Source organism: Klebsiella grimontii (genome assembly GCF_900200035.1).
GTDB classification, from domain to species: Bacteria; Pseudomonadota; Gammaproteobacteria; order Enterobacterales; family Enterobacteriaceae; genus Klebsiella; species Klebsiella grimontii.
This window is the reverse complement of sequence record NZ_FZTC01000019.1, coordinates 229,596-242,167: the sequence shown is the minus strand read 5'-3', so window position 1 is coordinate 242,167 and position 12,572 is coordinate 229,596. Positions and strand designations below refer to the sequence as shown.

The 12,572-nt window shown below is 57.3% G+C and carries 11 protein-coding genes; 3 read left to right on the top strand and 8 right to left on the bottom strand.

All coding sequences use genetic code 11. From position 1 onward, the window contains the following. The first annotated feature begins 2 nt into the window (after positions 1 to 2). Positions 3 to 1,094 carry an alkylhydroperoxidase domain protein gene (locus KOSB73_RS15920; protein WP_098140673.1) on the top strand — a complete coding sequence of 364 codons (1,092 nt, stop codon included), beginning with the start codon at positions 3 to 5 and terminating at the stop codon, positions 1,092 to 1,094. Positions 1,095 to 1,099: 5 nt separating this feature from the next. Here the strand turns inward: KOSB73_RS15920 and araJ are convergent, their stop codons facing one another. Continuing rightward, positions 1,100 to 2,251 carry an MFS transporter AraJ gene (gene araJ, locus KOSB73_RS15915; protein ID WP_024358227.1) on the bottom strand — a complete coding sequence of 384 codons (1,152 nt, stop codon included), beginning with the start codon at positions 2,249 to 2,251 and terminating at the stop codon, positions 1,100 to 1,102. Positions 2,252 to 2,795: 544 nt separating this feature from the next. On the opposite strand from araJ, the gene KOSB73_RS15905 reads away from it, so the two are divergent. Beyond that, positions 2,796 to 3,119 carry a CcdB family protein gene (locus tag KOSB73_RS15905; RefSeq protein WP_049086865.1) on the top strand — a complete coding sequence of 108 codons (324 nt, stop codon included), beginning with the start codon at positions 2,796 to 2,798 and terminating at the stop codon, positions 3,117 to 3,119. Positions 3,120 to 3,160: 41 nt separating this feature from the next. Here the strand turns inward: KOSB73_RS15905 and fdnI are convergent, their stop codons facing one another. Genes fdnI through fdnG form a run of 3 tightly spaced genes read right to left on the bottom strand, consistent with a single transcriptional unit; the run spans position 3,161 to position 7,753 of the window. Continuing rightward, positions 3,161 to 3,817 carry a formate dehydrogenase-N subunit gamma gene (gene fdnI / locus KOSB73_RS15900; protein WP_024358230.1) on the bottom strand — a complete coding sequence of 219 codons (657 nt, stop codon included), beginning with the start codon at positions 3,815 to 3,817 and terminating at the stop codon, positions 3,161 to 3,163. Continuing rightward, a complete protein-coding gene (gene fdxH, locus KOSB73_RS15895; RefSeq protein ID WP_098140672.1) occupies positions 3,810 to 4,694 on the bottom strand; it encodes a formate dehydrogenase subunit beta in 885 nt (294 codons plus the stop codon). The genes fdnI and fdxH overlap by 8 nt, the downstream gene beginning before the upstream one ends. 11 nt (positions 4,695 to 4,705) lie before the next feature. Further along, complete coding sequence (gene fdnG, locus KOSB73_RS15890; protein WP_148677320.1) at positions 4,706 to 7,753, bottom strand: formate dehydrogenase-N subunit alpha; 3,048 nt, start codon at positions 7,751 to 7,753, stop codon at positions 4,706 to 4,708. 226 nt (positions 7,754 to 7,979) lie between these two features. Here fdnG and yddG point away from each other — a divergent pair, with 226 nt between their 5' ends. Next, a complete protein-coding gene (gene yddG / locus KOSB73_RS15875) occupies positions 7,980 to 8,858 on the top strand; it encodes an aromatic amino acid DMT transporter YddG (RefSeq protein ID WP_004138101.1) in 879 nt (292 codons plus the stop codon). Here yddG and benD read toward each other — a convergent pair. Genes benD through KOSB73_RS15855 form a run of 4 tightly spaced genes read right to left on the bottom strand, consistent with a single transcriptional unit; the run spans position 8,855 to position 12,531 of the window. Continuing rightward, complete coding sequence (gene benD / locus KOSB73_RS15870) at positions 8,855 to 9,628, bottom strand: benzoate diol dehydrogenase BenD (RefSeq protein WP_004138104.1); 774 nt, start codon at positions 9,626 to 9,628, stop codon at positions 8,855 to 8,857. The genes yddG and benD overlap by 4 nt on opposite strands. Before the next feature lie 9 nt (positions 9,629 to 9,637). Then, positions 9,638 to 10,654 (bottom strand): benzoate 1,2-dioxygenase electron transfer component BenC, encoded by a 1,017-nt coding sequence (benC, locus tag KOSB73_RS15865; protein WP_004138105.1) that lies wholly within the window; start codon positions 10,652 to 10,654, stop codon positions 9,638 to 9,640. Between the two features lie 9 nt (positions 10,655 to 10,663). Beyond that, entirely contained in the window at positions 10,664 to 11,149 is a 486-nt protein-coding gene (gene benB, locus KOSB73_RS15860; protein ID WP_024358234.1) for a benzoate 1,2-dioxygenase small subunit, read from the bottom strand. Further along, positions 11,149 to 12,531 carry a Rieske 2Fe-2S domain-containing protein gene (locus KOSB73_RS15855; protein WP_049085754.1) on the bottom strand — a complete coding sequence of 461 codons (1,383 nt, stop codon included), beginning with the start codon at positions 12,529 to 12,531 and terminating at the stop codon, positions 11,149 to 11,151. The genes benB and KOSB73_RS15855 overlap by 1 nt, the downstream gene beginning before the upstream one ends. Positions 12,532 to 12,572 lie beyond the last annotated feature (41 nt).

Sequence of the window (12,572 nt, the reverse complement as noted above, 5' to 3'; positions counted from 1 at the left end):
CCATGACGCTAAGTCAGGATATATTGGCCGAACTGGCAGAGATCGCCCCCGATTCCGCTTTAGCCGCGGCGCGCGCCGTGCGCGAGGCGGCCACCCGCCACGCGCAGGGAAGCTATGAAACGCTGTTTGGTCAGCAGGATAACGACTTTCCGCTCGATGAGCGTTTTGCCGTTGCCGCCAGGGTGGCTAAGCTGCATGACAGCGATGCGCTGGCGGCCCACTATGCCGGTTTTGGTATTGCCGACCCCACATCCCCGCGGCTGGCCCCGGCGCTGGCCTTTGCCCGACTGTTAACCTTTACGCCTGTGGAGGCTACGCCATCGCCGCTGGAGGCCTTAATCCGCGCCGGATGGACCCTGCGCGGCATTGTCACCCTCGCCCAGCTTATCGCCTTTGTCAGCTTCCAGAGTCGGCTGGTCACCGGGCTGCGCCTGCTTAACGGCAAAAGCATTACTGTCGCACAAACCCCGGTCGCGGCCGGACTCTGGCATACCTCGCCGCAAACCCTCAGCGGTAAGCGCGCGCCGGTGCGCTTTACCCGCGACGAACTGCACTGGGAGCCCTGGCTGGCGGCTAAACCGCTGGCGGAATTCTCCCCCGATGAGCAGGCGCTGCTGACGAAGTTCGGCCACAGCGATTCCCCCTATTTCCGCCTGCTGGCGCGTAACCAGCCGATACTGGAGCAGCGTACGTTAACCGACAAAGGCATTTTTTATACTCCCGGCGGCCTGCCCCGCGCCGAACGCGAGCTGGCGGCGACGGTAGCGAGCAAAGTTAACGGCTGTATTTATTGCGCATCGGTGCATGCGCGTAAGGCCGCGCAGCTGGCGAAGGATGAAACGGCGGTAGAGACGCTGCTGGCGGTGACGCCCGGAGAGAACCTGAGCGACGGGCAGACGCCGGGCTGGCAGGCGCAAATCGATTTCGCCGCCGCGATTTCCGTTACCCCGCCCGCCCTGGCCGCCGGCCACCTTGCCGCGGTCGAACAGCAGGGCCTGGATACGCTCGCTCAGCTGGATTTACTGCAATCGGCAGCGTTCTTCGCCTGGGCCAACCGTTTAATGTTAACCCTCGGCGAACCCTGGCAGGAGTAAATGAATCAGGCCAGACGCTGCTGATAGCGGGCATAAATCAGCAGCGAACTGAGGGCAAGAAACGAGAGCAGCGCGGCCGGTAAGGTAACGGAACGCCAGCCAAAATCGGCCGTAATCATCATTCCGCCAAACAGCGCGCCGATGGCGCTACCGAGATTAAAGGCGATCTGGCCGCCCGCCGCGCCCAGCATCTCGCCGCCTTTGGCGTTTTGCAGCAGCAGAATTTGCAGCGGCGCCGACAGGGCGAACAGCGCCGCGCAGCAAATAAACGCCAGGGTTAATGAGGCGGCTTTATGCTCAGCCAGCAGAAAAATCAATAATAAGGTCACCACAATAACGCCATCGGTAACGGCGGCAATACGCAGCGGGCTGTAGCGAACAGAAACTTTACCACTAAAGAGATTTCCGAGAACCATTCCGAGGCCCACCAGCATCATAATGAATATCATGGCGCTCTCACCGAAACCGGAGACGTTAATCATAAACGGCTTAATATAGCTGAACCACGCGAATACGCCGGCATTGCCGAACATCGTGGCGGCAAAAATTAACCACGGCGCGGGCGATTTTAAAAAATGAAACTGCGAGCGCAGGCGCGCCGTGGATTTATCAAACAGCGTGGGCACCCACCAGGCGATGGAGACCAGCACCGCGATGTCAAATACCGCAATCGCCAGAAAAGTATAGCGCCAGCTAAACTGATGGCCGAGCCAGGTCCCGGCGGGCACCCCCAGCAAATTGGCGACCGTCATCCCGGCGATCATCCCCGCCACCGCCGCCGTCACCTTTCCTGGCGGGGCGATTTTTGACAGGATAATCGCCCCCACGCCAAAGAATGCGCCGTGCGGGAAGCCGGAGATCAGACGGCCCAGCGCCAGCATCGAATAGCTGGAAGATAAAGTGAAGATGGCATTGCCGATAACGCACAGCGCCACGAGAAACAGCATAACCGACTTTAACGAAAAGCGGCTGGAGAACAGCGCCATCACCGGCGCGCCGATCACCACGCCAAACGCGTAATATGAGATCATATTGCCTGCGGCGGGAATCGATATCCCGACATCATGAGCGATTTCAGGTAATACGCCCATAATGCCAAATTCCGCCATCCCGAGACCAAAGGTGCCAAGCGCTAACGAAAAAATAGTCTTTTTCATACAACTAATCACTTGTTATAAAATAAACCGACGGCATTATTGTGCATTATCCAGCGGCAAACCAGATAAAAACGCCGGGTGACATTTTTATCCATATAACGGCGCGGTTATTTCATAAGCTTATTCGCAGATTGGGAAAAACGAATAAAGCCATTTCGCGCCCCGCCGCTGCCCAGTAGCCAGCAACGGCATAGCGATAACAATTCACAACCGCGGTTCCATTAAAATTTCATCATTTCATGCCGTTGCTTTTCAATGGAACCCGTCTCGCAAATGCGACTTAACCAGGGCAATCGGTATTGTTTTTTAAAGTAGTAGACTGATAATGGCGACATTAACCACACGGAGGCAGGATAATGAAAGAATACACAGCGGAAGATAGCTTCCAGTCGGCGGCATCAACGAGTAAAAAGTGCCATTTATCCTCGATACCCACAGCTAAAAGTCAGTCAATGCATCCCCGTAACGAATTGTTCCGGTTAATGAATGAATTCGTCGACGAGCATGGGTCTATCACCGATGATGAATACTTCAGGGTGCTCTGATGCTTAAGCAATTCGACGTTTATCGGAACCCTTCTTCGCAAACGAAGAACTCTCTACCCTATTTTATGATTGTGCAAAATGATTTTTATGCAGACCTACCCACCAGGGTAATTATTCCCCTGATGCGTAATGCTCATCTGCCACTATGGCAGCATCCTTTAGTTCCTGAGGTCAATATTGAATTTGAAACGTTTATGCTTTGTTCGCCGATGATGACGAACCTTAACAATAAGCTGATCAAGCGCGAAGATTTTATCGGTAGCTTAAAAAGCGCCAGAGGCGAAGTGATTTCCGCCATTGACGCCCTTATCACCAATACCTGACCCGCTCCGGGTTTAACCGGAGCGGGTTTACGACGCAGAACTTATTTAAGCCCTTCGCAGCTCTCTTTCTTCGCTTCCTGACGCTCCACCTCGCGATACCAGCGCGGATGATGCTTCTTCGCCCAGCGGCGACTCACCTTCCCCTCAACCATTCCCTTAATCGATCCTTTAACCCAGAACGCCATATACATATGAATAAGAATCGCGTGAATAAGAATAATCGCCGAGGTCGCGTGAATCAGCAGGCTATAGCGAATCACCTGAATCGGAAAATAGTGGGCAAACCAGGGTCGCCAGATGATCACCCCGGTCACCAGCAGCACAAAAATCATGCTCATAATGGTCCAGAACATCATTTTCTGCCCGGCGTTATATTTCCCTACCCGCGCCACTTTATGCTCGTTGCCTTTCAGCACCTCAATAATCCCCTTGAGCCAGGGAATATCCTGCCTGTCAGGAATATTGTGGTGGACAAAGCGTACAAACATAAACATCAGGGCCACGAAAATCAGCACGCCGAAGAACGGATGCAGAATACGCCCCATCTGCGGCGTACCGAAGGTTTCGGTCAGCCACTGCAGCGTCGGGAAGAAAAATGAGATCCCCGAGAGCGCCACCAGGAAGAAGCTGATGACGACCGTCCAGTGACAGGCGCGGTCAATAAACTTCGTGCGCACAATCATTTTCGATTTACTCATTGCGCTCCTCCTCATCGTCATCCGCTTCTTTGTTCGGCCCAATCCCAATGTAGTGATAAATCAGCCCGGCAAAGGTGGCGATAAACCCGACCGCCGAGAGCGGCTTCAGCGCCCCTTTCCACAGGTTGATCGCGGTATCGATCTGCGGTTCTTTCGCCAGGTTATGGTATAGCTCCGGTTGGTCGGCATGATGCAGCACGTACATCACGTGCGTGCCGCCGACGCCCGGCGGGTTATACACCCCGGCATGGGAATAGCCGCGCTTCTTCAGTTTTTCCGCCCGCTCGTTGGCCACCTCGAGCATCTCTTGCTTGCTGCCGAAATGAATCGCGCCGGTTGGGCAGGTTTTCACGCAGGCCGGCTCCTGGCCGACGCTGACCCGGTCAACGCACAGGGTGCACTTATAAACCCGGTTATCCTCTTTATTGAGGCGCGGGACGTTAAAGGGGCACCCGGCGATGCAGTAGCCGCAGCCGATGCAGTTCTCCTGCTGAAAATCGACGATGCCGTTGGCGTACTGAATAATCGCCCCGGCGGACGGGCACGCTTTCAGGCAGCCCGGGTCCTCGCAGTGCATACAGCCGTCTTTGCGTATCAGCCACTCCAGCTTGCCGTTCTGTTCGGTTTCGCTAAAACGCATCACCGTCCAGGATTTGGCGCTCAGATCGGCGGGATTGTCGTACACGCCGACGCAGTGCCCCACGTCATCGCGAATATCGTTCCACTCGGAACAGGCCACCTGGCAGGCTTTACAGCCCACGCAGGAGGAGACATCAATCAGCTTTGCCACTTCCGCCTTAAAATCCCGCGCGCGCGGCGCGGGAGTTATCGGGTTGGTGGCGGAGCGTTTAATGATGTCCTGGGTTTCCATCGCCATTGATTCGCTCCTTACGCTTTCTCGATGTTGACCAGAAACGCCTTATACTCCGGCGTTTGCGAGTTGGAATCCCCGACGTTCGGCGTCAGGGTGTTGGCGATGTAACCTTTGCGGGCTACCCCTTCAAAACCCCAGTGCAGCGGGATACCGACGGTTTCCACCTGCTGACCGTTAACGTTGAGCGTGTGCAGACGACGCGTCACCACCGCCACCGCGCGAATAAAGCCGCGCTTGCTGCTGACCGTGACCCGATCGCCGTTGGCAATCCCCTTCGCTCGCGCCAGGCCTTCGCTGATTTCAACAAACTGCTCCGGCTGCGCGATGGCGTTGAGCAGCGCATGCTTGGTCCAGGTGTGGAAATGCTCGGTCAGACGATAGGTGGTACCGACGTAGGGGAATTGCTCCTTCTTGCCTAAGCGCAGGGCATCCTCTTCGTACAGTCGCACCACCGGGCTGGAGACCACGTTCGGGTGCAGCGGGTTGGTGCCAAGGGGCGTTTCCATCGGCTCGTAGTGTTCCGGGAACGGGCCTTCCGCCAGCTTATTCAGCGCAAACAGTCGTCCCATCCCCTCTTGCTGCATAATAAACGGCCCGGTTTTGCTGCCCGGCGGGGCGTTATTAAAGTCCGCAATATCGTTGCCGACCCACTTGCTGCCGTTCCAGCGGATCAGCATCCGCTTCGCATCCCACGGCTTGCCGTTGATATCCGCCGACGCGCGGTTATACAGCACCCGCCGGTTGAGCGGCCACGCCCACGCCCAGCCGAGCGTATTGCCAAGACCTGACGGATCGGCGTTATCGCGGTTGGCCATCTGGTTGCCCTGCTCGGTCCAACTGCCGGTATAGATCCAACAGGATGAAGCGGTGGTGCCGTCATCGCGCAGCAGCGCAAAGCTGTTCAGCAACTGGCCCTTCTTCGCCAGCAGCGCGCCGTTTGCGTCGTAGAGATCGTCCAGCGCGTAGCCGTTGTTCTCTTTGGCCACCTCTTCCGATTGCGGATGATCCGGCTGCTTATAGCGCCAGCCCATCTTCAGCAGCGGCTCGGCGCCTTTGCCGCCCTCGGTGCGATACATCTCGCGCAGACGGTGGTAAATCCCGGCAAGGATTTCGCCGTCGTTGCGCGCTTCCCCCGGCGCGTCCTGACCTTTCCAGTGCCACTGCAGCCAGCGCCCGGAGTTGGCGATCGAACCATCCTCTTCGGCGAAGCAGGTAGACGGCAGGCGGAAGACTTCGGTCTGAATCGCCGCCGGTTCGACATCGTTCGACTCGCCGTGGTTTTGCCAGAAGGTCGACGTTTCCGTCACCAGCGGGTCGATCACCACCATGTACTTCAGCTTGCTCAGGCTGCGGACCACCTTGTTTTTGTCCGGGAACGAAGCCACCGGATTGAAGCCCTGGCAGAGATATCCCGTCACCTTGCCGTTATCCATCATATTGAAGTACTTGATGACGTCGTAAGCCTGGTCCCACTTCGGCAGCCAGTTAAAGCCCCAGTCGTTCTCTTTTTGCGCCGCATCGCCGTAGAACGATTTCATCAGGCTGACGAAGAATTTCGGATAGTTGCTCCAGTAGTTCACCTGGTCCGCCAGCAGCGCTTTCGGCGTATTCGCCGTCAGATAGCTTTGCAGATCGGTCTGTTGTTCCGACGGCAGCGTCAGGTAGCCCGGCAGGCTGGTCGACAGCAGCCCTAAATCGGTAAGCCCCTGAATGTTGGAGTGCCCGCGCAGCGCATTCACGCCGCCGCCCGCCATCCCCATATTACCGAGCAGCAGCTGGATCATCGCCATGGTGCGGATGTTCTGCGCCCCGACGGTGTGCTGCGTCCAGCCCAGCGCGTAAAGGAAGGTGGTGGTCCGGTCCGCCGCGCTGGTTGAGGCCAGCACTGCGCACACCTTGAGGAAATCGGCCTTCGGCGTGCCGCAGATATTCTCCACCACCTCCGGCGTATAGCGAGAAACGTGCTGCCGGAGCAGATTCCATACGCAGCGCGGATGCTGCAGGGTTTCATCGCGCAGGGCGTAGCCGTTTTCGTCGAACTGATAGTTCCACGACGATTTATCGTACTGACGCTTTTCAGCATCGTAGCCGCTGAACAGGCCGTCTTCGAAGGCAAAATCGTCGCGCACCAGCAGGCTGGCGTTGGTGTAGTGCTTCACGTACTCGGCGTTGATTTTGTTGTTTTCGATCAGGTACAGCAGTACGCCCGACAGAAAGGTAATGTCGGTGCCGGAACGAATCGGCGCATAGATATCGGCCACCGACGCCGTACGCGTAAAGCGCGGATCGACGACAATCAACGTCGCATCGTTGTTGTTTTTCGCTTCCATCGCCCAGCGGAATCCCACCGGATGGGCTTCGGCGGCGTTACCGCCCATCACTACCACGACGTTGGCGTTTTTGATATCCACCCAGTGGTTGGTCATCGCACCGCGACCAAATGTTGGAGCAAGACTTGCTACCGTTGGTCCGTGTCAGACGCGCGCCTGGTTGTCTACCGCCAGCATACCGAGGGAACGCACAAACTTCTGCGTCAGCATGCCGGTCTCGTTGCTGGCCGCCGAGGCGCACAGCATCCCGGTGGTAAGCCAGCGGTTTACCGTGACGCCCTGCTCGTTTTTCTCCATAAAGTTGGCGTCGCGGTCGGCTTTCATCAGCCTGGCGATACGCTCAAACGCCTCATCCCAGGAGATGCGCTGCCATTTATCCGCACCCGGCGCGCGGTATTGCGGGTAGCGCAGGCGGTTATCGCTGTGGACGTAGTCCAGCAGCCCGGCCCCTTTCGGGCACAGCGCGCCGCGGCTTACCGGATGATCCGGGTCCCCCTCGATGTGATAAAGCGCTTCTTTCGCGTTCTTCGCGCCGTCGCCCAGGCTATACATTAATAGCCCGCAGCCTACGGAGCAGTATGTGCAGGTGTTGCGGATCTCTTTAGCGCGCAGCAGCTTGTAATTACGCGCCTGAGCCAGAGCCATTTTGGGCGCAAACCCCAAAGCAGCGGCTGTTGTTCCGGCCATACCGCCTGCGCAGATTTTAAAAAACTTTCTGCGGCTGACGTCCATTGTTCCCCTCCATGCGGGATGTTTATTCATCGCGGAGGGCAAAACTAACAGCAATACCCCTGTTTTATTTGCGTCAAATCAATGTCGAAAACTGACGCCCCCTTAATAGTCAGCGGCGCCAATTTTTATTACTCCGATAGTATTAAGCATGGCGGAAAATATCCCCCCGGTGGGCGTAAAAAGTGTTATAAAACCCGACTGCGTTTGAACCAACATCAGGTTAAATATGGAGAAAAAGAGAGCCACGCTCATTGGATTGGCCGCTATCGTACTCTGGAGCACCATGGTCGGGCTGATTCGTGGCGTCAGCGAAGGCCTTGGCCCGGTGGGCGGCGCGGCGATGCTCTACAGCCTGAGCGGCATGTTGCTGATCTTTACCGTCGGCTTCCCACAAATACGCCAGATCCCCCGCCCCTATTTACTGGCGGGGAGCCTGTTGTTCGTCAGCTATGAAATTTGCCTGGCGCTGTCGGTTGGCTTAGCTGGTACCCGCCAGCAGGCTATTGAAGTGGGGATGGTCAATTATCTGTGGCCCAGCCTGACGATTTTATTCGCCATTCTGTTTAACGGCCAAAAAAGCAGCTGGCTGGTTATCCCCGGTTTATTCCTCGCTATATTTGGCGTCACCTGGGTATTAGGCGGTGAGCATGGTCTGAATATAGACGAAATTATCAGCAACGTGGTCTCCAGCCCGCTGAGCTATATTTTGGCGTTTATCGGCGCGTTTATCTGGGCGGCCTACTGCACGGTCACCGCGAAATACGCCAAAGGCAAAAACGGAATTACCCTGTTTGTTCTGCTCACCGCCCTGACCCTGTGGCTAAAATTCCTGTTCAGCGAGCAGCCGCCGATGGTCTTTAGCTGGCCGGTGACGATCAAGCTGATCGCGCTGTCCGTCGCCCTGGGGTTTGGCTACGCGGCGTGGAACGTCGGGATCCTGCACGGCAACGTCAGCCTGCTGGCCGCCGCCTCTTACTTTACCCCGGTGCTCTCATCGGCGCTGGCGGCGGTACTGCTCAGCGCCGCGCTGTCGTGGTCGTTCTGGCAGGGCGCCGGGATGGTATGTATCGGCTCCCTGCTCTGCTGGCAGGCGACCCGGCGCTAACCGAGGTCGCCCCCGGCGACGGGCAACGTCACGCCGGTAATATAGCTGGCCTCATCGCTGGCGAGAAACAGGATGGCATTGGCCTGTTCCGCCAGCGTACCGTAGCGATGCATCAGGCTGCTCGCCACCGTCTGATCCACCACCTGCTGATACCACTTCTGCTCTTGCGCCGTCGGCTGCTCTTCATTACGCGGCGTCAGGCGCGCAGGCGCCTCGGTTCCCCCCGGCGCCACGGCATTAATACGGATCCCGTTTGCGCTATATTCCAGGGCCAGCGAACGGGTCAGCGCGTTAACGCCGCCTTTCGCTGCGGAATAAGGTACCCGGTTCACTCCCGCCGTCGCCACGGACGAAATATTGACGATGCTTCCCTTTCCCTGCCTGAGCATCCACGGTAGCGCAGCCCGACAGCCCCACAGGGTCGGGAACAGCGAGCGGCGAATCTCCTTCTCAATCTGCTGCGGCTGATATTCGGCAAACGGCCGCGCCCAGATGGTGCCGCCGACGTTGTTAATCAGCACGTCAAGGCGACCAAAATGAGCCACCCCTTCGGCAAACGCCCGCTCGGTGCTTTCCCATTGCTCAAGATCGGCCTCCAGCGCCAGCGCTTCGCTGCCGGAGTCGTTCAGCGCCGCCGCCAGTTCGTGAACATAACGAGAACGGTCAATCAACAGCAGCCGGGCGCCCTCACGCGCCGCCTGCTCAGCCGTCTGTCGGCCTATCCCCTGCGCGGCGCCGGTAATGGCCACGACTTTATTGCTAAATCGCATCGTTGCTCCTTATGCCGCCGCGCTCTGGCTGGCGATAAATTTTTCATACCAGAAACCCGCCGGCGAAACGCCTCTCTCGCGCAGCGCCGTGGCTACCGCATTGACCATCGGCGGCGGCCCGCACAGATAGATATCCACATCGCCATCGTTGAGTATCGCGTCATCGAGATGTTCGGTCACAAAACCGCGCTGCGGGCATCCGCTTTGCGCGTCGGCAACCACCGGCAGCCAGCGATAGGCCGGAAGCTGGCCGGTAAATGCTTCGAGCGCATCAGTTTTCACCAGGTCGCAGTCGCGGGTCACGCCATAGAGCAAGGTGACGGGCCGGGTGCTGCGCTGCATAACCAGCGTTTGCAGCATCGAGAGCAGCGGCGCTAAGCCGGTGCCCCCCGCGAGCAGCAACAGTGGACGCTCGCCGCCGCGCAGATAAAAGCTGCCCATCGGACCGCTTAGCGTCAGACGATCGCCGGGGCTGGCCCGCTGCGTCAGCCACTGACTCATCAAGCCGCCGGGCACGTTACGGATCAGAAAGCTCCCCTCACGCGAGCCCGGTAGAGAGCTAAACGAATAGGCGCGCGCCTGCGGCGTTCCTGGCACCTCAATATTGATGTACTGGCCCGGCAGAAAATCCAGCGGTTCATCCAGCACAACGACCAGCTCAATGGCGGTGTCCGACAGTAGATTTACCTGTTTTACCGCTGCGCCCAGGCTTGCCAGCGCGGTTTTGCACTGGGCCGCCGCGGCCGGAACATCAATGACGCAATCGCTGGTTGGCACCATCTGACAGGTCAGCACCTGACGCTCTGCGGCTTCGTCCTCGCTGAGCGCCTCTTCAAGAAAATCGTCACCCAAACCATATTCGCCGCTGACGCAGCGGCACTTGCAGGTGCCGCAGACGCCGTCCGAGCAATCCATCGGCAGATTCACCTGCTGACGATAGGCGGCATCCAGCACTTTTTCCCCGGCATGGCATTGAATAAAGCGGGTGATGCCGTCTTCAAAATTGAGAGCAATATTAAAGGTCATAAACGCCTCTTAAATGTGGTAAACGTCAATCACCTGACGGATGTAATCGTTATTCAGCCGCACGGTTTTACGGATAATCTGCGGTTTGCCGGCACTTTCAATCAGCGTGCAGCAGGTAGAGCCAAACCAGGTATCCGTCTGCTGATAGCGATGACAGTAGGTGACCCAGTTGTAGCGCACCTCCATCCCCTGTTCGGTTTCGCCAAGCCGCTCAACGTTGCCGATCATGTGGGTGGTTCGCGGTTCCGGCGTGCTGGCCCCGGAGCGTTCCGTTTTGATGCGGTATACCCGGTCTTCGAGGCCATCGCGGTTCGGGTAGTAAATCAGCGAAATTTCGCGCTGCGGATCGCGGGTAAGCTGGTCGTCATCGCCCCAGGCGGGCATCCAGTACACCACCTGCGGGCTGTAGCAGTTCAGCCATTCATCCCACTGGCGATCGTCCAGCAGACGGGCTTCGTAATAAAGAAACTGGCGAACCTGTTCGAGAGTCAGCATCAGGCCACCTCCACGCGTTGAGTGATCGACTGGTCGTAGCGCTGCCGCTCTGTTTCCAGCGCCGCCAGCATCACGTTTTGCCAGTGATGATGATGGGCGATATACAGCGCTTCATCTTCCGATTTCACTCCGCTTAGCTGCGGGCTAAAGCCCGCCTGCAAGGCGTGGTCGTCAGGGCCGTCGACCCAGTGCAGCGCCCCGCGGCTGAGGTCGCTCCATGCCAGATTCTCGCCGAGATAACCGCGCTGACAGGCGCTGAACTCTTCCAGATCGTCAGGCGTCCCCATGCCGCTAACGTTGAAGAAATCCTCATACTGGCGGATACGCAGCGCTCGCGCCTGGTCAGATTCACCTTTCGGGGCGAAGCACCAGATGGTGACTTCGGTTTTATCCACCGCAATGGGGCGGATCACGCGGATCTGCGTCGAAAACTGATCCATCAGGTAGACGTTCGGATAGAGGCACAGGTTGCGCGTTTCGTTGACCATCCGATCGGCGCGAGACTCGCCGAACTCAGCCTGCAGACGTTCGCGATGTTCATAGACCGGGCGCACTTCCGGATTAAGCGCCCGGGTCCAGAGCAGCATATGCCCATTCTCAAAGCCGTATCCGCCGCCGACGCTTTTCGACCAGCCGTTTGCGTCTACCGCGTGCGTTCCTTCCGCTTCGTAGTTGCGGCGCGACATGGTGGAAGCGTAGTTCCAGTGCACCACGCTGACGTGATAGCCGTCAGCGCCGTTTTCCGCCCCCAGCTTCCAGTTGCCTTCGTAAACATAGCTCGACGAACCTTTAAGTACCTCCAGCCCTTGCGGCGCCTGATCGACGATCAGATCGATAATTTTGCGGGTTTCGCCGAGGTACTCCTCCAACGGCTGCACATCAGCATTCAGGCTACCGAACAGAAACCCGCGATACGATTGAAACTTTGGCAGCTTTGTTAAATCATGCGAGCCTTCCTGTTTGAAGCTGTCCGGGTAACCACCGGTGCTTTCATCTTTGGCTTTTAATAGCTTGCCGTTATTGCTGAACGTCCAGCCGTGAAACGGGCAGGTCAATGAATTTTTATTACCGGTTTTGCGCCGACATAACATCGCTCCGCGATGGGCGCAGCTGTTAATTAGCGCATGTAGCTCATTCTTTTTATCGCGGGTTATTATCACCGGCTGGCGCCCAAGGGTCAGAGTGTAATAATCTCCTGGCTGCGCAATCTGGCTCTCATGGGCAAGGAACAGCCAGTTGCCTTCGAAGATATGCTTCATTTCAAAATCAAATAACTGCGGGTCGGTAAATATTGAGCGATGGCAGCGATAAATATGTTTTTCACGATCAACAATTAATGCATTGCTGATTTTATCTTTTAATCTGGCGAACGTTTTTTGCATGAGTCGGCCCCTCCTGCATAATTCAGGAATAGAAAAAAGAG